General features: G+C 56.3%; 16 protein-coding genes and 1 pseudogene. 6 read left to right on the plus strand and 11 right to left on the minus strand.

Features of this window, described 5'->3' with window-relative positions:
- The 5 genes from KHQ28_RS14760 to rhtA form a co-directional block, all read right to left on the minus strand.
- On the minus strand, positions 1-253 hold a 253-nt coding region (locus KHQ28_RS14760; protein WP_211777627.1), incomplete at its 3' end, for an ATP-binding cassette domain-containing protein.
- Positions 250-909, minus strand: a complete 660-nt coding sequence (gene glnP / locus KHQ28_RS14765) for a glutamine ABC transporter permease GlnP (RefSeq protein WP_002895837.1) — start codon at positions 907-909, stop codon at positions 250-252. The genes KHQ28_RS14760 and glnP, both read right to left, overlap by 4 nt.
- 89 nt (positions 910-998) lie before the next feature.
- Positions 999-1,745, minus strand: coding sequence for a glutamine ABC transporter substrate-binding protein GlnH (glnH, locus tag KHQ28_RS14770; protein ID WP_002895839.1), 747 nt, complete (start codon positions 1,743-1,745; stop codon positions 999-1,001).
- Positions 1,746-2,153: 408 nt separating this feature from the next.
- A complete protein-coding gene (gene dps / locus KHQ28_RS14775) occupies positions 2,154-2,657 on the minus strand; it encodes a DNA starvation/stationary phase protection protein Dps (RefSeq protein ID WP_002895841.1) in 504 nt (167 codons plus the stop codon).
- 237 nt (positions 2,658-2,894) lie between these two features.
- Positions 2,895-3,782, minus strand: coding sequence for a threonine/homoserine exporter RhtA (gene rhtA / locus KHQ28_RS14780; RefSeq protein WP_002895842.1), 888 nt, complete (start codon positions 3,780-3,782; stop codon positions 2,895-2,897).
- A gap of 351 nt (positions 3,783-4,133) precedes the next feature.
- On the opposite strand from rhtA, the gene ompX reads away from it, so the two are divergent.
- Positions 4,134-4,646: an outer membrane protein OmpX gene (ompX, locus tag KHQ28_RS14785; RefSeq protein ID WP_002895845.1), complete on the plus strand. Its 513-nt coding sequence runs from the start codon at positions 4,134-4,136 to the stop codon at positions 4,644-4,646.
- A gap of 90 nt (positions 4,647-4,736) precedes the next feature.
- Here the strand turns inward: ompX and KHQ28_RS14790 are convergent, their stop codons facing one another.
- Positions 4,737-6,317, minus strand: a complete 1,581-nt coding sequence (locus tag KHQ28_RS14790; protein ID WP_032419159.1) for a phosphoethanolamine transferase — start codon at positions 6,315-6,317, stop codon at positions 4,737-4,739.
- A gap of 268 nt (positions 6,318-6,585) precedes the next feature.
- Positions 6,586-6,711, minus strand: coding sequence for a manganase accumulation protein MntS (gene mntS / locus KHQ28_RS14795; protein ID WP_002895851.1), 126 nt, complete (start codon positions 6,709-6,711; stop codon positions 6,586-6,588).
- A 185-nt stretch (positions 6,712-6,896) separates the two neighbouring features.
- Between mntS and mntR the strand changes: the two genes are divergently transcribed.
- The 4 genes from mntR (at position 6,897) to KHQ28_RS14815 (ending at position 10,819) form a co-directional block, all read left to right on the plus strand.
- The gene (gene mntR, locus KHQ28_RS14800) at positions 6,897-7,370 is read left to right on the plus strand and encodes a manganese-binding transcriptional regulator MntR (protein ID WP_004183487.1); all 474 of its coding nucleotides are present in this window, start codon (positions 6,897-6,899) and stop codon (positions 7,368-7,370) included.
- Complete coding sequence (locus KHQ28_RS14805) at positions 7,367-8,479, plus strand: anion transporter (RefSeq protein ID WP_002895863.1); 1,113 nt, start codon at positions 7,367-7,369, stop codon at positions 8,477-8,479. The genes mntR and KHQ28_RS14805 overlap by 4 nt, the downstream gene beginning before the upstream one ends.
- Before the next feature lie 169 nt (positions 8,480-8,648).
- On the plus strand, positions 8,649-10,025 hold the full coding sequence (locus KHQ28_RS14810) for a glycoside hydrolase family 1 protein (RefSeq protein ID WP_032419158.1): 1,377 nt from the start codon (positions 8,649-8,651) through the stop codon (positions 10,023-10,025).
- Between the two features lie 68 nt (positions 10,026-10,093).
- Positions 10,094-10,819, plus strand: coding sequence for a GntR family transcriptional regulator (locus KHQ28_RS14815; RefSeq protein ID WP_211777628.1), 726 nt, complete (start codon positions 10,094-10,096; stop codon positions 10,817-10,819).
- An 86-nt stretch (positions 10,820-10,905) separates the two neighbouring features.
- Here KHQ28_RS14815 and ldtB read toward each other — a convergent pair whose 3' ends face one another.
- Both ldtB and KHQ28_RS14825 read right to left on the minus strand, forming a co-directional pair.
- Positions 10,906-11,820, minus strand: coding sequence for a L,D-transpeptidase (ldtB, locus tag KHQ28_RS14820; protein WP_002895871.1), 915 nt, complete (start codon positions 11,818-11,820; stop codon positions 10,906-10,908).
- 200 nt (positions 11,821-12,020) lie between these two features.
- Positions 12,021-12,936, minus strand: a pseudogene (locus KHQ28_RS14825) (tyrosine-protein phosphatase).
- 48 nt (positions 12,937-12,984) lie between these two features.
- On the opposite strand from KHQ28_RS14825, the gene KHQ28_RS14830 reads away from it, so the two are divergent.
- Positions 12,985-14,577: an ABC-F family ATPase gene (locus KHQ28_RS14830; protein WP_002895876.1), complete on the plus strand. Its 1,593-nt coding sequence runs from the start codon at positions 12,985-12,987 to the stop codon at positions 14,575-14,577.
- Between the two features lie 133 nt (positions 14,578-14,710).
- Here the strand turns inward: KHQ28_RS14830 and KHQ28_RS14835 are convergent, their stop codons facing one another.
- Together KHQ28_RS14835 and KHQ28_RS14840 are read right to left on the minus strand one after the other, a co-directional pair.
- Positions 14,711-17,074, minus strand: coding sequence for a glycoside hydrolase family 31 protein (locus KHQ28_RS14835; protein WP_032419156.1), 2,364 nt, complete (start codon positions 17,072-17,074; stop codon positions 14,711-14,713).
- Positions 17,075-17,089: 15 nt separating this feature from the next.
- Positions 17,090-18,391: an MFS transporter gene (locus KHQ28_RS14840; protein WP_002895884.1), complete on the minus strand. Its 1,302-nt coding sequence runs from the start codon at positions 18,389-18,391 to the stop codon at positions 17,090-17,092.
- Positions 18,392-18,460 lie beyond the last annotated feature (69 nt).

Raw genomic sequence — 18,460 nt, forward strand, 5'->3', positions numbered from 1 at the left:
GCTGGAAAACCATCCCGGCTTCCTGACGAATCAGACGTTCGTCCACCTTCGGGTCGTTGACCTTCAGACCATCGACAATCAGATCGCCGCTGGTGATCTCTTCCAGCTTATTGATGCAGCGCAGCATCGTTGATTTACCGGAACCGGAAGGGCCGATAATGACCACCACTTCACCCTGATTAATTTTCAGAGAGATATCGTGTAGCACCTGGGTCGGACCAAAGTGCTTGGAGACGTTTTTAAATTCAATCACAGGATTTTCATCCTTCTTTCAAGACGACGCAGAATAAAGCTCAGGACCAGGGTGATAATCAGGTAGATCACGGCTACGGCGCTCCAGATTTCCAGCGCGCGGAAGTTGCCCGCGATGATCTCCTGTCCCTGACGGGTCAGTTCGGCGACGCCGATGACGATGAACAGCGAGGTATCCTTGATGCTGATGATCCACTGGTTGCCCAGCGGCGGCAGCATGCGGCGCAGCGCCAGCGGCAGGATCACGTGGCGAATGGTTTCGCGACGCGACAGGCCAAGCGCCAGGCCCGCTTCGCGGAAGCCTTTATGTATGGAGAGCACCGCGCCGCGGGTGATTTCCGCGATATAGGCGCCCGAGTTTATCATGATGGTCACTACCGCCGCGGAGAAGGGGTCGATGCGCAGATCGCTAAAGGCCATCGGCAGCGCAAAGTAGATGAACATAACCTGCACCACAATCGGGGTGCCGCGAATGATTTCAATAAAGACCAGCGCGATGTGGTTGGCGATCCAGCCGCCGAAGCAGCGGGCGAAACCGGCCACCAGACCAATTATCAGACCGCCGGCCAGGCCGAGGACGGAAATCCACAGCGTCATTTTGGCGCCTTCCAGCAAAATCGGAATGGCAGGCCAGATGGCACTCCAGTCAAACTGCATAATACNNCCAAAATACCGTCTCCCGCCGAGCCTGTGCCGGAAGACCGTTGTGGTGTCGCCGGACCTCGGTCCGGCGAAGTACGTTTTTATTATTTGGGTTCAGTGCCGAACCATTTTTTATAAATTTCGTTATAGGTACCATTGTCGCGCAGCGTTTTCAGCGCACCGTTCACTTTCTCACGCAGCTCGTCGCTGCCTTTCGGGAAGGCGATACCGTAGTTTTGCGCTTCCAGTGATTCGCCTACCGCTTTGAACTTACCGTTGCCCGCGGTTTTGATGAAGTACAGAATATTCGGCGTATCGTGCAGCACGGCATCCGCGCGACCGGTTCCCAGCTCCATATAGGCGTTATCGATGTTCGGGAACTGACGCAGATCTTTGGTTTTGATATTGGCTTTCGCGTAGTCAACGGAGCCGGTGCCGCTCTTCACCGCGACCACTTTACCGTTCAGATCTTTGACATCTTTGATGTCGTTATTATTGGCGTTGACCATCACCAGCAGGCCGCTTTTGTAGTAGCCGTCGGAGAAGTCGATCGCTTTTTTACGCTCGTCGGTAATGGTGATCCCCGCCAGCGCCAGATCGATATTTTTGGTTTGCAGCGCCGGGATAATGCCGCTGAAGTCCATTGGCTTCAGGGTGTAGTCGAGCTTCAGCTCTTTGGCGATAGCCGCCCACAGGTCAACGTCAAAACCCACATACTTATCGCCTTGCTTAAATTCGAACGGGACGAACGCCGTATCGGTGGCGACAACCAGGGTCTTATTGGCGGCATGGGAAGAAACCGCAAAAGCCAGGGTCAGTGCAGCCAGTGAAACTTTAAATACAGACTTCATAGCATTTCCTTTTATATCCACGGGACGATCCCCTGCGAGAACGACTAGCCTAATGAAAAAATCGTGCCACTTTTACAAGCTGTTGTTTTTCAACAAACGAAGCGTAAGTCGTTGCACAAGATCGATCATTTCAGGCAGTGACTGCACCATGATGGGGCGTCATTTTGGTGCGTCATAAGGGTGCTGAATTACCAGCCCATTTTTAGCGCAAACCCTGATGGGAAAACAATCTCGACGTAACGATTGTGTGAGGTGATTATTACAATCTTTTTACTTTTGCGCGCATTTTCATCAATCTGGTGCCCTGAAACGGTGCAAGGCCAGTGGAGGATGAAAAGCAAAGGATGGAATATAGGGCAGGGAGAAACGCTGAGGCGCCGCCGACCGCGCTGGGCCGGCGGCAAAGCCTTACTCGATGTTGGCTTCAATGAACCACAGGAATTTATCCAGATCGCGGGAAGCCGCGGTGAAGATATCTGCAGTGTCTTCGTCTTTTGCTTCGTCGATCGCCTTACGCACATCGTTCGCCACTACCGCGTAGCGGTCAGCCAGGGCTTTCAGGTGATCCTGAACGTGATGGATGTCCAGCGGGTAGCTCTGCAGCGGGGTTTTGCTGTTAATGACCTGAGTGGTACCCAGGGCGACGCCGCCCAACTGCACCGCGCGCTCGGCCATGGTGTCCAGATGTTCGGTCAGCGCGGTACGGAAGCCATCCAGCATTTCGTGCACGGCGATAAAGTTCGCACCGCGCATATTCCAGTGTGCCTGCTTGGTGATAAGTGACAGGTCAATGAACTGGATCACCTGGCGATTCAACAGCTCAATGGTCGCTTTCTTTTCGCTGTCAGCGACATCGTTGCGGGTATAGACCAGATTAGACGCTTTTGATTTAACCAGTTTTGCGGTACTCATCGTTTCATATCCTCTTGATATTGATGCTCATCACACTTCAGATCTGAATGATGTGGAGCGTTGTCCCAAATGACTTCGGAAATAAGTATAGCAAGGGTTTTCAAGAGTGAGGCATCGGCAGGCTATATCACTCCGATAGCGCAAAGTGGGTGGTTATTTTAAAAATATTTAAATATCAGGTGTTTATATTTGGCTGAACGGCCCGGATTTCTCTCGGGCCGGCGCCGTAACAGAATGTTAATTGATATCGACCTGCTCGACTTTACTCTGCCGTTGCATAGTCAGCGTGGCGCCCATCGAGGCGATAATGATCGCGCCGAGCGCCAGAGTCTGGGAGAGCTTCAGCGTTTCACCGAGGAAGATCATACCGGAGAGGGCTGCTAACGCTGGCTCAAGGCTCATCAGCGTGCCGAAGGTGCGCGTCGGCAAGCGCGTCAGGGCCATCATCTCGAGGGAGTAGGGCAGCGCGGTAGAGAGAATCGCGATCCCCAAACCCAGCGGCAGCAGCGACCACTGCCACAGCGTATCGGTGGCCTGCGCCATACCTAACGGCACAAACACCAGCGAGGCGATGAGCGACCCCATCGCTACCGTGGCTGGACCATGCTCTTCACCGGCACGCTGTCCGGTCAGAATATAGACCGCCCAGCACGCCCCGGCGCCGAGGGCGAACAGCGCGCCGGTTAAATCGACCTGCGCCACGTTCTGCCCCAGCGGCAGAAGATACCATAGTCCGAGGATCGCCAGCGCCACCCAGACAAAATCCAGCGGGCGGCGCGAACCAAACAGCGCCACCGCCAGCGGGCCGGTAAACTCCAGGGCCACCGCCACGCCGAGCGGAATGCGCTGCAGGGATAAATAAAAGAGATAGTTCATCGCCCCGAGCGCCAGGCCGTACAGTAGCAGCGGCACGCGCTGCGCCGGGGAGAAACGTAGCCGCCATGGCTTGAACACCACCACCAGAATCAGCGTTCCCAGGGCCAGACGCAGGGCGGTGACGCCCGGGGCGCCGACCACCGGGAACAGCGATTTAGCAAGCGATGCGCCGCTTTGAATCGAGGTCATGGCGACTAAAATCACCAGTATCGGCAACCATGCCGCCGCTTTTCTGGATGGACCGGGCATCCTTTCTCCTGTCAGGTTTTGTCAAAAGGGGTAAAAGTTCCAGTGTACTGGAATTACCTGCCGGCGGTTGAGCTAATGTTGAAAAAAACAGGGGCAAAAACAGTACAATGGCGAAAACTGCTGAGAAATTCACCAGGCGGTTAGGATTAATCTGGATGCTTGCGAATTTCTTAATGAGCGTTAAGATGTAAGTTAACGCCAAAAATTGTTGTTTTCCATATTGTTACAGAAATATGGAAACTTTTGGTTACATGAAAAAGTATGTTAGACAATGTAAACTCCAAAGAGTTTCCCAAAAGTTTTTGATATATTTAAGGCTTAGGACTTATTAGAAACACATTTGAGGTGGTTATGAATAAAATTGCACGTCTTTCAGCACTGGCCGTTGTTCTGGCTGCATCCGTAGGTACCACTGCATTTGCTGCAACTTCTACCGTAACCGGCGGTTACGCGCAGAGCGACATGCAGGGTAAAGCGAACAAAGCTGGCGGTTTCAACCTGAAATACCGTTACGAGCAAGATAACAACCCGCTGGGCGTTATCGGTTCCTTCACCTACACCGAGAAGGATAACAACAGCAACGGTACTTACAACAAAGGTCAGTACTACGGCATCACCGCTGGTCCAGCTTACCGTCTGAACGACTGGGCAAGCATCTACGGCGTAGTGGGTGTTGGTTACGGTAAATTCCAGAACAACAACTACCCTCATAAATCCGATATGAGCGACTACGGTTTCTCCTACGGTGCTGGTCTGCAGTTCAACCCGATCGAAAACGTTGCTCTGGACTTCTCCTACGAGCAGTCTCGTATTCGTAACGTTGACGTCGGCACCTGGATTGCTGGCGTGGGTTACCGCTTCTAATCACTCCGGTGATATGAAAAATCCGCCTCTCGGGGCGGATTTTTTTTGCCTGCTGACGGCCGGCCCGGGCGACTGGCCGGGCCGGCGCGATTAATTGACTGTGAACTCATCGGTACCGAGGTGAGCGTAGTCCACCTTCTGCAGCTGGAAGTTGGTGATGTACACCGGACCGGCCTTTTGCTCAGAGATAAACCGATAGCGTGGGGTGATTTCCGCCGCCTGGATCCCGGTCCACTGGGAGAAGAAACTGAGGAAATCATTCGCCGAACGCTGCGCCTTAATCACTTTATGCGCTTTGTCATCGCTGGATAGCACCATAAACGGCACCTGGAAGTTCTGCTGGAACTTATCGTCATGCGCCAGATACTGCACCTCTTTGCCCCGCTCCTTGAACGCCAGACCATGATCGGAAAAATAGGTCAGGGAAAAAGTGTCACCGGAATTTTGCAACTGATGATAAAGCTTAGCCAGCAGCGAATCGGTCTGCGTCATGCTGTAGAGGTAGCATGAGGTCTCTTTCGACTGAACGAAAACCGTGTATTTGCCCTTGGTCCGATCGCAGGCCTGTGGGTGAGAGCCCATCAGGTGCAGGACAATCAGCTGCGGCTGGGTACGCTGGGTTGAGAGCACCTGCTCGGTCAGCTTCAGCAACTGCTCGTCCTGGGTGTTTTTATTGGCTTCGAAATCGCCGTTTTTCAGGAACTGTACTTCATCCGCCCGTTTGGCGATGCTGGCGATAGCGGTGTCGTACTCGCCAATTTGCCCCTGGTTGGAGAACCACCAGGTCTGGAAACCGGCGCGGTTGGCGAGGGTGACAAAGTTATCCTGATACTGTGGTTTGCCATCGACCACCCGGTTAAGCGTCAGGCCGAGCGATTTCTGCGTTGAGCCGCTGGCGGCGATGTAGTTGTTAAACAGATAACCGTTTACCGAGCTGGCAAACGGCGTGTTGTCCCAATGGCCACCGAAAGCGCCGAGGGCATCGCGGCGCGCGCTTTCACCGATCACCACCACATAGAGATGGTATTTTGGCTTTATCGCCAACACGTGCCAGCTGTCTTTCATGCCAGCCAGCTGCGCCATCCGGGCCTGTTCGTCCAGCACCTCGTTGTTATTCACCACCACGTCTTTGACAAAACGAAAGGCCGGATAACCGGTGTCAATCACCTTGAATACACCGCCCCAGGCAAGGTTTTGCACCGGCTGGAGAAAGAAGATCCCGATGCTGAACAACAGGCCCAGCGTATCCATTTTTCCCCAGCGTGATGGCTCAACGATCCTACGGCGAACCGCAATGACCCCGAGAGCGAAGATGAAGACCGCCAGCAGATAGTTGTACCACGGGAAGATGGTCAGGATTTCCGTAGACTCTTCCACGTTGGTGGCGTGCAGCGCCAGCAGAGTGTTGAAGTTGGGGGCACCGTAGGCCTGGCCAAAGGGATAGTACAGAGCCGCCAGCAGGGAATAGGCGCCGACCACCGCTTTCTGGACGCGCGGAAAGGCGCGCCACAGCAGATGTAACACACAGGTAAATGCCACGGTATAAAGCAGGCTAAATTCATAGCCCAGCGCCAGGTTAATTAACAGCGACTGTAAAAAGTAGAATCCCGTCCATGGGTTCAGTGCCAGTCGGCGGGCGACCAGCGTATCTTTCAGGGTGGTGACATTCATAGTAAACAATCAAAAAGAGGCCATGCGCATCCCCTGGCGTCAAGGGGTAAAACCTGCTGGACAGTGCGTGAAGAGGGTCTCTGCGAGCCGCGAATGTGGCAGGGCTGTGCAAAGATAGGGCTTGTAAATGGTAAGGTCAACCAGACATAACAGATTGTTTTGCGAGGGCGCTTACAAAACTTGAAAAAAGGTCAGGGAAACGGGGGGAACCGGTCATTTTACCGGCAGAAAATGACAGAAAAATGAAGCGGCGTACCGCGACGCCGCCTTAGGAATTGGGTTTACCCTGCTGCGGTTTACCGTTGATCATCTCGCACAGCATACCGATCAGCATTAATCGTACTTTAAAGGGTGAATGGCTAAACACGTTTATGCACCTCTTGAATTCATTCATCTGCTCTCCTCCTGCCAGTTCGCTCCGTCATTCCCTGATGGATGTTTGCATTATATACAGATATAGCACAGGCTATATTTTATAGCTATGGCTAAAACGTTAATTTTTTGTGCTCTTGGCGCAATCCATTACAATGTGGATCTTTTTATACGATGCTTGACGCGTCACACGAATGAGGAAGCACAATGAACCGTCGCGCAGGTAAGCCAATAACAAAAAAAGTGACGCAGTTAGTGAATGTTGAAGAGCACGTGGAAGGGTTTCGCCAGGTGCGGGAAGCGCATCGCCGCGAGCTGATCGATGACTATGTGGAGCTGATCTCCGATCTGATCAACGAAGTGGGCGAGGCGCGCCAGGTGGATATGGCCGCGCGTCTTGGCGTTTCGCAACCTACGGTCGCTAAAATGCTTAAACGCCTGGCCAGCGTCGGTCTTATTGAACAGATCCCCTGGCGCGGGATCTTCTTAACCCCGGAAGGTGAGAAGCTAGCCCAGGAGAGCCGCGAGCGCCATCAAATCGTGGAGAACTTCCTGCTGGCGATCGGCGTCAGCGCGGAGATTGCCCGACGTGATGCGGAAGGGATGGAGCATCACGTGAGCGAAGAGACGCTGGCGATGTTCCTGAAATTTACCCAAACACAGGGATCTCAGGAAGCATGACTCTTCCCTTCGTCCAGTCGCTGCTGCGCGATCGTTTTCTCCATTTGCTGCTGATTATCGCCTGCGTGCTCAGCGCCATCGTGCCGTTTGTCCCGGCAAGCTGGCCGGCGGCCATTGACTGGCATACCATCGTCACGCTTAGCGGCCTGATGTTGTTGACTAAGGGGATCGAACTGAGCGGCTATTTTGACGTGCTGGGCCGAAAAATGGCCCGCCGCTTTGTGACTGAGCGCCAGCTGGCCATCTTTATGGTGCTGGCGGCGGCGCTGTTGTCTACCTTTCTTACCAACGACGTTGCGCTGTTTATTGTGGTGCCGTTGACGCTGACGCTAAAAAAATGGTGCGCCATCCCGGTGAACCGGCTGATTATTTTCGAAGCGTTGGCGGTGAACGCCGGTTCGCTGCTGACGCCGATCGGCAACCCGCAGAATATTTTGCTGTGGGGACGATCCGGCCTCTCTTTCTTCGGGTTTATCGGTCAGATGCTGCCTCTGGCAGCGGCGATGATGCTGACCCTGCTGGCGCTGTGCTGGTTCTGTTTTCCGGCGAAGCGGCTCAGTTACCAGAGCAGCGACAGGGCGCCGTCATGGCAACCCAAGCTCGTCTGGAGCTGTCTGGGACTGTATGTGGTGTTTCTGACGGCGCTGGAGATGAATCAGGCCCTGTGGGGGCTGGCGCTGGTGCTGCTGGGCTTCCTGGTGCTGGCCCGGGCGGTGATCGTCCATGTCGACTGGTCGCTGTTGCTGGTGTTTATGGTGATGTTTATTGACGTCCATCTGCTGACCCAGCTTCCGGCGCTGCACCAGGTGCTGAGCGGGGTGGGGACCCTCTCCGGCGGTGGACTGTGGCTGACCGCTATTGGCCTGTCGCAGGTGATCAGTAATGTGCCCTCGACTATTCTGTTGCTCAACTATGTCCCGCCGTCAATACTGCTCGCCTGGGCGGTTAACGTGGGCGGCTTTGGCCTGCTGCCGGGCTCGCTGGCCAATATTATCGCCCTGCGTATGGCCAGCGATCGGCGCATCTGGTGGCGCTTCCATCTCTACTCCATTCCAATGCTGCTATGGGCGGCACTCAGCGGCTACTGGCTCTTCAAACTCAGCGCCTGATCTCAACAGAATCGCGCCATCATTCACTTCGATCGCCAGGATCGCCTTTCGGGGCGATCTTTTTTTGTCCGGCTCACAGAAACCGATCCCGGCCTTTGCTTACCTTTTCACTTTCCGGTATATGACTAGTCATTACGTTTAAATGACTAGTCATATACCGAGGCGCAGCATGAAGAACAGACTACCGGCAGTTTTTTTATGGGGAAACTCCGTCTCCAGCATGCAGACGGAGGGGGCGTGGAACGAGGGTGGCAAGGGGATGTCGGTGTATGATATCCGTCAACCGGCGGAGTTCGCCTCCGACTGGAAGGTGGCGACCGACTCTTATCATCGTTATCGGGAAGATTTCGATTTGATGCAGGATCTGGGCATGAACTGCTACCGTTTTCAGATCGCCTGGAGCCGGGTGTGCCCTGACGGAGATGGCGAATTCAATGAACAGGGGATCGCCTTCTACCATCAATTTATAGATGAACTGATCGCCCGCGGCATTGAGCCGATGATCTGCCTGTACCACTTCGATATGCCGCTGTCGCTGGCGGAGCGCTACAACGGTTTTACCGACCGCCGGGTGATGGACGCTTTTATCCGCTACGGCCAGAAGATGATCGCCTGCTATGGCGACAAGGTGAAATACTGGCTCACCTTTAATGAGCAGAATCTGTACCATTCGCCGGAAGCGTTTCTGATTTCCGGCTATCTGCAGGGGGAGAAGACCCTGCGCGAACTGTATCTGATCCAGCATCATGTGATGATGGCGCACGTCCATCTGACTCACTATCTGCACCAGACGAAGCCGCAGTGTCTGATGGGCGGAATGCTGGCTCACGCTCTGGTCTATCCGGCTACCTGCAAACCACGCGATATCCTCTGCGCCCAGCAGCTGGATGAGTTCTTAAACCAGAACCTGCTGCGCGCCTACGCGGGTGAGGGTTATAGTCCGGAGGTGATGCATTTTGTCGCCGCGGAAGGGTTCGATGATATCTATCGTCCGGAGGATCTCGCCCTGATGGCGACGGTGAAGGTCGATTATCTGGCGTTCAGCTATTACGCCAGCCGCACATTGAACAGCGACGCGATCCCGCCGGGAACGGCGGTCAACAACTATATGCTGTTTGGCAACCAGGATAACCCGTTCCTGAAAGCGACGGAATGGAACTGGCAGATTGATCCGCTGGGCTTCCGGACGATCATCACTCGTTACTATAACGACTGGCGCCTGCCGGTGTTCCCGATTGAAAACGGCATCGGGGTGATTGAGTCCTGGGACGGCGAACATCCCATTGCCGACGATTACCGCATCGCTTACCATCGCGACCATATCAACGCCATGAAAGCGGCCATCTTTGAGGATGGGGCGCAGGTGATCGGCTATCTCGGCTGGGGATTAATCGATATCCTGAGCTCACAGGGCGATATGCGTAAGCGCTACGGCGTGGTGTACGTCAATCGCGAAAACCATGACCTCAAGGACCTGCGGCGGGTGCCGAAGAAGAGCTATGCATGGCTGAAGCAGGTGTTCCGCAGCAACGGCGAAGCGATGTAACGCTGCCCTGGCGGTCAGATGGTGTATCCAGCCTGCCAGCCACTCACTGAATGGATAAGGACCGGGAAATGACGGCGAAGTATCTGCAAATCGCGCGGGAAATAAAAAAACGCATCATCAGCCAGCAGTATCCTGCCAGCGCGCCGCTACCCGACCAGTTTGCGCTGGCGGCGGAGTTCAGCACCAGCCGGATGACCATCCAGCAGGCGATGCGCCAGTTAATCGTCGAAGGGCTGATCTATACCCGAAAAGGGCAGGGCACCTTTGTGCGGAAAAATTTCCTTCAGCTGTCGCAGTGGGAGCTGCCCGGCAGCGACTATTTCGGCGCCACCAAAACCTGGGAGCATCTTGGCGAGGTGCAAAGCGAAGTGGTGCGCTTTGCGGTGCGCTTTCCCAGCGACAAGGAGCAAAGTTCGCTGCTTATCGACGCCGATGCCCCGGTGTATGACTTTGTTCGCCTGCGGCTGCTCAACGGCGAGCCGGTATCGCTGGATCTGACGGTCATGCCGGTGGGGCTGGTGCCGGGGTTAACCAAAAGCCATCTGGAAGGTTCCGTGTTTCGCTATGTGCAGGAGACGCTGGGGCTGAAGCTGATGGGATCTTACCGCGTGGTGCGGGCGATGAAGCCCGGGGAACTGGATAAACAGCATCTTCACTGCGAACCGACCGATCCGGTGCTGGAGGTGGAGCAGGTTATCTATCTGGAGGATGGCACGCCGCTGGAGTACGCCCACTGTCATTATCGCTACGATCACGGCGGGATTATTCTGGTGAATNNTGGTAGGGTTTGGTAGCCCGGGCGAGCGTTAGCCGCCTCGAGGGAAAATGCCGATAAAAAAACGGCGGGCATCAGGCCCGCCGTTTTTCTTGTCAGCACAACTTAGTTCAGACGCACCGGCATACCGGAGCGGTTCTGGATAGCCTGCTCAACCACGTTCTGATCGACATCAGACTGGCTGGTAACTGCCTGTACCGGCTGAGTCAGGGTGATCGGCACGATCTCGCCGCCCTGGAACTGCGCTTCGGTGGTCGACAGCGGGTTGTGCACCTCGATGTAACGGCTGCCGTCCGGCTCGGTGGTCGCTTTTACCGGCTCATCGATAAACTGTACGCGGGTGCCGACCGGCACGTTCTCAAACAGGAATTTGATGTCATCGTTACGCAGACGCACGCAGCCGTGGCTCACGCGCAGGCCGATACCGAAGTTAGCGTTGGTGCCGTGGATGGCGTACAGACGGCCGATATACAGCGCGTACAGCCCCATCGGGTTATCCGGACCGGCCGGTACGACGGCTGGCAGCGGGTTGCCGGCGGCGGCGTATTCAGCATGCATTTTGGCGGTCGGTGTCCAGGTCGGGCCGGCCTTCTTGCGTTCGACTTTGGTGGTCCAGTTGATCGGCGTATCTTTACCTAACTGGCCGATGCCGATCGGCAGAACGATCACGGTATTGGTGCCTTTCGGGTAGTAGTACAGACGCATTTCCGCGCTGTTGATAATGATCCCTTCATGCACGGTATCCGGCAGAATCAGCTGCTGAGGGATGTTCAGGACGCTACCGCCCTTCGGCAGGTAAGTATCCACCCCCGGGTTGGCTTCCAGCATGTTGGAAAGCCCCATCTGATATTTCGCCGCGAAGTATTCCAGCGGCTGTTTGTTATCATCCGGAATGGTAATGACCTGATTCTGACCAACCAAACGGCTGCCATCGGTTGGCAAAGGATAGGTGACAGCAGACGCTGTATTGCAAAAGCCTACGATGGCGAAGGCTGCCGCTAAGAGTGTAGATAATTTCATAGTCTTTAATGTCGTGTGCGAAATCAACGCCACACAGGCCTTTGTTAATGATTGAGACAGTAGATGGGAGCGCATTATATGTGCATTCCGCTGAACAGGTAAATCAGATGTGTACGAAATCACATTTTTTTCCCTGTCGCCTCGGCTGCCGCGGTCCGGCAGGCGGCCGAAGCATCGCTCGCCGCGCGGGTAAAGGGCGGTTACTCTTCCAGCAGCCGGGCCTGCAGCGCGGCGCGAACCGGCGCGGTAAGCTGGTACTCTGCCGCCAGCCAGGCGTCGACGGTGCCATAGCGCTGGTGAATAGCCGACAGCGCGGCGGCGAGATAGGACTCTTTTACCGTCAGAATATCCGCCAGGCTTTGGCGCCCTTGGGCAGTGAGGTCGTTGCCGAGCAGCTCCAACATCCAGGCCTCCACCTGCGTCAGCATGCCGTGGGTAAGGAGATACTCCTCCATCACCGTTTCGCTGTCGCAGCCGACGGCGAACAGCGTTAACGCGCAGCCGACGCCGGTGCGATCTTTGCCGACCGCGCAGTGTTGCAGTAAAGCGCCTTCAAAAGGCGTGGTCAGCCAGGCGGCGAGCTGGCGATAGGCCGGGTTGTTAAACGGCAGCTGGCGGTAGAGTTGCAGCATAAACTGCTCGCCGTTCAGCGCGTTAAGGGTGGCGGCATTCAGTTCGGTGACCTTCGCATTAACCTCGCTCACCGGCGGATTGGCCGGCGCGTTAAGATAATGGGTAAGCGGGCTAAGCTTGTCCGGAGTACGGGCTACCTCTCCGGGGTCGCGATAGTCGAGCACCCGGCTGAGCGGCAAAGTATCGAGGTGGTTGAGATCCTCCGCCGTTAACCGGTTTAGCGCGCCGGATCGCAATAGCTTGCCGCTGCGGACGCGGCGTCCATCGGCGGCAAGCTGGCCGCCCAGGTCGCGAAAATTGATGCCGCCCTGCAGGGATAAAAAAGCCGGGTGTCGCGATAGGCTGCTGGTCATGGGACTCCTTATAAATACGTACAGAATAACCGTTTGAGCGCGGGTTTCCGGCTCGTCTGACAAAGACCTTAGCACAAGCGCCGCGGTGGAATTTACCGCAGGCCGTGAAAAGTGTGTCATTTGCTGGCATAATGTCTGCTGTATCACACCCCTCATACTCTTTTTTCAGGATATCCCCGTGCTAGTATCCAGCAACGTTACCATGCAGTTTGGCAGTAAGCCGCTGTTCGAAAATATCTCCGTTAAATTTGGCGGCGGCAACCGTTATGGTCTGATCGGCGCCAACGGCAGCGGTAAATCGACCTTTATGAAGATCCTCGGCGGCGATCTCGAACCGACGCTGGGCAACGTTTCTCTCGACCCGAACGAGCGCATCGGTAAGCTGCGTCAGGATCAGTTCGCCTTTGAAGCGTTCACCGTGCTGGATACGGTCATCATGGGCCACGGCGAGCTGTGGGAAGTGAAGCAGGAGCGCGATCGCATCTACGCCCTCGCTGAGATGAGCGAAGAAGATGGCTACAAAGTGGCCGACCTGGAAGTCAAATATGGCGAAATGGACGGCTACTCGGCGGAAGCGCGCGCCGGCGAACTGCTGCTCGGCGTCGGCATTCCGGTTGAACAGCATTATGGCCCGATGAGCGAAGTCGCGCCGGGCTGGAAGCTGCGCGTCCTGCTGGCGCAGGCGCTGTTTTCCAATCCGGATATCCTGCTGCTCGATGAACCGACCAACAACCTGGACATCGACACCATTCGCTGGCTGGAGCAGACGCTGAACGATCGCGACAGCACCATGATTATCATTTCGCACGACCGTCACTTCCTGAACATGGTCTGCACCCACATGGCGGATCTCGACTACGGCGAGCTGCGCGTGTATCCGGGCAACTACGACGAATACATGACCGCGGCCACCCAGGCGCGTGAGCGTCTGCTGGCGGACAACGCCAAGAAAAAAGCGCAGATTGCGGACCTGCAGTCCTTCGTTAGCCGCTTCAGCGCCAACGCCTCTAAATCGCGTCAGGCCACCTCGCGCGCGCGCCAGATTGACAAAATCAAGCTGGAAGAGGTTAAAGCCTCCAGCCGTCAGAACCCATTTATCCGCTTCGAGCAGGATAAGAAACTGTTCCGTAACGCGCTGGAAGTGGAAGCCCTTACCAAAGGCTTTGATGAAGGTCCGCTGTTCAAAAACGTCAACCTGCTGCTGGAAGTGGGCGAAAAGATCGCCATTCTGGGCGCCAACGGCGTGGGTAAATCCACCATGCTGAAAACCCTGGTAGGCGAACTGCAGCCGGACAACGGCAGCGTGAAATGGTCTGAAAACGCGCAAATCGGCTACTACGCGCAGGACCATGAGTACGAGTTCGAAAACGACCTGACGGTCTTCGAATGGATGAGCCAGTGGAAGCAGGAAGGCGACGACGAGCAGGCAGTACGCAGCATCCTCGGCCGTCTGCTGTTTAGCCAGGACGATATCAAAAAGCCGGCGAAGGTGCTTTCCGGTGGCGAGAAAGGGCGCATGCTGTTCGGTAAGCTGATGATGCAGAAGCCAAACATCCTGGTGATGGACGAACCGACCAACCACCTGGATATGGAGTCGATTGAATCGCTGAACATGGCGCTGGAGATGTATCAGGGCACCCTGATCTTTGTCTCCCACGACCGTGAGTTTGTCAGCTCGCTGGCGACCCGCGTCCTGGAGATCACTCCGGACCGCGTGATCGACTTCAGCGGCAACTACGAAGACTACCTGCGCAGCAAAGGTATCGAGTAATCCCTGTCCGTTACCCGGGTAGCGGCTACGCCTTACCCGGGCTACCAAACCGCATAGTGCTGTAGCCCCGGTAAGCGATAGCGCCACCGGGGATTTCTAGACCACCAATACCGGCATTTCAGCCGGCCTATGGTCAGAACCTCCACTCCGTTCCTTCAACGCCATTCACCAGCAGCTTACGCTTTTCTCCTACCGGTAATGACAGCTTCAGCGCTTTCCACGCCGGGCGATAGTTGCCGCGGGCGTTGATATCCAGGTTTATGCTGCTGGCGCTGCAGGTCATTTCCCACTCCAGCCATAGCGCATCCCCCTGTTTATAGCCCCAGCTTTCGCCGTCGTCTTCAAACAGCAGACCGCGGGTTGAGCCGGTACCTTTCAGCGGGAACAGCTGCAGTTCGCGACGATCGTCTTTTTGCGCATCGACATGGCTGATACGTTCACTAAGCGGCAGACCGGCGCCGGCGCGGACCAACAGCGGCAGTTTTTCCAGCGGCGCGTCCAGCGTCACCCACTGGCCGCCGGCGAACCACTGATGGCTGTAGAAATCGTACCAACCGGCCTGATTATCTGGCAGCCATACTTCACGCTGGCGGGCGCCCGGCTCGACCACGCTGGCCACCAGCAGGTCGCGGCCCAGCAGGAAGTCATCGCATTCGGCGAAGGTCTGCGCATCGTGCTGGTGATCGAGGAAGGTCGGGCGGAGCATCGGCTCATCATCAGCATGCGCCTGCCATAGCAGAGTGTACAGATAGGGCAGCAGGCGGTAGCGCAGCTCAATGGCTGAGCGGATCGCCGGAGTGATGGCCGGATACATCCATGCTTCGTTTACCGTCTGGTCGTCATTCCACGAGTGAATGGTAAAGCGCGGATGCATGACGCCATTTTGTACCCAGCGCACAAACAGTTCCGGCTCGGGTTTATCGCCGGAGAAACCGCCGACGTCGTGGCCGACGTTAAACAGCCCGGAAAGGCTCATCCCCAGGCCCATGCGGATGTTATAGCGCAGCGTATCCCAGTTGGTGCGGTTGTCGCCGCTCCAGGTCTGGACGTAGCGCTGCATCCCGGCGCAGCCGGAGCGGGAGATCAGATATGGGCGCTTTTGCGGCGCAAAGCGCTGCTGGGCTTCCAGCGAGGCGCGCATCATCAACAGCGGCATCACCGGGCGAATATGTTTGATGGCGATTTCGCGGCCAAAGCCGTAGCAGCGGGCTTCGCCGTCCCATACTTCGTATTCGTTATTATCGTTCCAGGTCGAATCGATGCCCATCTCCAGTAGCTGGGTGGTCACGCCTTCCTGCCACCAGGCCACGGTTTGCGGATTGGTGAAATCGAGATGCGACCCTTCATCATCCCAGAAGCTGGAACGCTCCGGAGCGTCAGTTTGCGAATCGCGAATGAAGAGACCGCGCTCCGCCACCTCGCCGTAGCGCGGGTGATCCTGCAGCAGGCACGGTTTGATATTGGCGGCCAGCTTCAGCCCGGCATCGTGAAACGACTGGCTCATCACTTTGGGCTGCGGCACCTTGTCGTAGTTCCAGTTAAAGACGTAGCGCTTGCCGTTGATTGAGGTATAGCCGGAAGAGAGCTGGAACGAATCGCAGGGGATCGCGTGCTGCTCGCACAGGCGGATAAAGTTCATCAGCTGATTTTGCGCATCCGGCGCGTCGGTATAGTGCATGGTGGAGCCGCTGTAGCCGAGGCTCCATTTGGGTCCAAACAGCGTTTTACCGGTCAGGCGAACGAAGGCTTTGGTCACATCCAGCACCTGCTTACCGGTAAACAGGTAATAATCGATGTCGCCGGCTTCCGCCTGCCAGCGGCGATAGGCGGTGTGGTAGTTGTCGATCTCGTTCCCCAGATCCAGCCAGCAGCTGCTCAGGTTGTCATAGAACAGGCCGTAGCTGATATCGCTGCGCTGGGTGATGGTGAACGGAATATGTTTATACAGCGGGTCAGTGCTGACGGCGTTGTAGCCCATGGCATCGAGGTTACGCATCTCATAGCGTTTACCGGTGCGCTGCAGGTCGCCGGCCTTTTCGCCCAGGCCGTAAAAACGCTCGTCTTTGCGGCGGCTCAGATAATGGGCGACGCCGTCGCCGTGGGCATTCGCCAGGTAGGCGCTGGTCGGACGGTCATTGGCAAGCGGCTGCCATTCGCCGGCCTCGTCGCGATAGCTCCACTCCAGCCACAGCGGCTGGTAAACGGTGACGCGCAGCTGGCGGGTGGCGATAGTCAGCGTATCGCCCTCCTGGGCCAGCTGCCAGGCCGGGAGACTAAAACCGCTGAGGTCATCCCGGGCGCGGCCTTCCCACGGCACATCCTGCTGCGGAGCGATGCTCCAGGTGCGATCCAGCGCCAGCTGGCCCTGGCGTTTTAGCAGGACGCGGAACAAATTCTCTTCCAGTACGTACAGGCACAGGGTGTGCTGGCCATCGACCGTCAGTTCAACGTGATGCTCCAGCTGTTGATGCAAACTCCAGTGTTTCAGCGTCTTCATATCTTACATCCACTCTCAGGCGCGCTTGGCGCGACGTTCAGCAATAAATGCCACCAGGAAAACGGCGCCAATCAGGTCAAAGAAACCCATGGCGATGAATAGCGGGTTGAAGCCGATTTTGTCGGCGGTCACCCCGATTAATAACGAGAACAAGAAGCTGGCGATCCACGCTGCGGAGCCGCGCATACCGTTGACCGTCGCCATTTGTCCCTTGTCGAAAGACTCCACCACCAGCGCGCTGAGCATGCAGGAGATGATCTGATGGCCGAAGCCGCCAATGGAGATCAGGATGATGGTGATATAGGGATCGCGGGTGATGGCGACGAGGGCCAGGGAGAGCATCAGGAACGCGCCGGTTACCGAGCTGGCGATCACCGAGTTCACTCGCGTACAGCCGAACCAGCGAACATACAGGCGGGTGAGGTAGCCGCTGACCACGCTGCCGAGATCGGCGGCGAGAAACGGCAGCCAGGCGAACATGGCGATCTGCTTCAAATCCATGCCGTGCTCTTTCGCCAGGTACAGCGGCACCCAGAAACTCAGCACCGCCCAGGCGGGCTCGGCCATAAAGGCGGGAATGGCGATCCCGTAGAAACGTTTATTTTTCGAGACGGTTTTGAGCGCGGTAAAGAAGGGCTGTTTTACCGGCGGGGCTTCGTTATCCTGTTTGATGTACTCCAGCTCGCTTTTGCTGAGATTGGGGTGCTTTTCCGGGGTCTGATAGAAGGCCCACCATAGTACTACCCACAGTAGCGCCAGCGCGCCGGTAAACATAAACGCCCCTTGCCAGCCGAAGGAGGCGTGGGCGAAGTAGATGATCGGCGGGGCCAGCATCGCGCCGATGGAGAACCCAACGCCAGCCCAGCCGGCGGCAATCGGGCGTTCAGATTTCGGAAACCATTCGCCGATGGTTTTGGCGTTGGCCGGAGTAGCGGCCGCCTCGGCCCCCCCCATAAAGAAGCGCAACATAGCCAGGTGCAGCCAGCTACCGGCCCCGGCGTGGGCGATACAGGCCAGCGCCCACAGGGTGGCGCAGATCATAAAGCCAAGCTTCAGGCCGATGACGTCGATAAGCCAGCCGCACAGCGGCTGGAAAATCGTGTAAGCCAGCTGAAACGCGCCGACGATCCACGAGTATTGTTCGGTAGTAATGCCGAGGGTCGCTTTCAGTTCCGGCGCGATAATTCCCAGCGAGTTGCGTGTGATGTAGTTGACGGTAACGCCAAGTAAAAACAGGACCAGCACCCACCAGCGCAGGTTTTTCACTACCCGGCGCGTTTTGCTGACGGCGATATCATTGTTGAGGCCTTGACTCATAGCACACTCCACAAGACGTTTGTAGGGGGAAAGTGACGGTCTCACTCCCTGAGTGGTCACGTAGATTTA

Origin of the sequence: Klebsiella sp. 28 (assembly GCF_018223905.1) — a bacterium.
Taxonomy (GTDB): domain Bacteria; phylum Pseudomonadota; class Gammaproteobacteria; order Enterobacterales; family Enterobacteriaceae; genus Klebsiella; species Klebsiella pneumoniae.

What these genes read in the sequence shown, in the direction of transcription:
- mntR (WP_004183487.1), top strand. Translation starts at nt 6,897, where the DNA reads ATGAACCGTCGCGCAGGTAAGCCAATAACAAAAAAAGTGACGCAGTTA.
- dps (WP_002895841.1), bottom strand. Translation starts at nt 2,657, where the DNA reads ATGAGTACCGCAAAACTGGTTAAATCAAAAGCGTCTAATCTGGTCTAT.
- ldtB (WP_002895871.1), bottom strand. Translation starts at nt 11,820, where the DNA reads ATGAAATTATCTACACTCTTAGCGGCAGCCTTCGCCATCGTAGGCTTT.
- KHQ28_RS14840 (WP_002895884.1), bottom strand. Translation starts at nt 18,391, where the DNA reads ATGAGTCAAGGCCTCAACAATGATATCGCCGTCAGCAAAACGCGCCGG.
- glnP (WP_002895837.1), bottom strand. Translation starts at nt 909, where the DNA reads ATGCAGTTTGACTGGAGTGCCATCTGGCCTGCCATTCCGATTTTGCTG.
- KHQ28_RS14810 (WP_032419158.1), top strand. Translation starts at nt 8,649, where the DNA reads ATGAAGAACAGACTACCGGCAGTTTTTTTATGGGGAAACTCCGTCTCC.
- rhtA (WP_002895842.1), bottom strand. Translation starts at nt 3,782, where the DNA reads ATGCCCGGTCCATCCAGAAAAGCGGCGGCATGGTTGCCGATACTGGTG.
- glnH (WP_002895839.1), bottom strand. Translation starts at nt 1,745, where the DNA reads ATGAAGTCTGTATTTAAAGTTTCACTGGCTGCACTGACCCTGGCTTTT.
- KHQ28_RS14790 (WP_032419159.1), bottom strand. Translation starts at nt 6,317, where the DNA reads ATGAATGTCACCACCCTGAAAGATACGCTGGTCGCCCGCCGACTGGCA.
- KHQ28_RS14835 (WP_032419156.1), bottom strand. Translation starts at nt 17,074, where the DNA reads ATGAAGACGCTGAAACACTGGAGTTTGCATCAACAGCTGGAGCATCAC.
- KHQ28_RS14805 (WP_002895863.1), top strand. Translation starts at nt 7,367, where the DNA reads ATGACTCTTCCCTTCGTCCAGTCGCTGCTGCGCGATCGTTTTCTCCAT.
- ompX (WP_002895845.1), top strand. Translation starts at nt 4,134, where the DNA reads ATGAATAAAATTGCACGTCTTTCAGCACTGGCCGTTGTTCTGGCTGCA.
- mntS (WP_002895851.1), bottom strand. Translation starts at nt 6,711, where the DNA reads ATGAATGAATTCAAGAGGTGCATAAACGTGTTTAGCCATTCACCCTTT.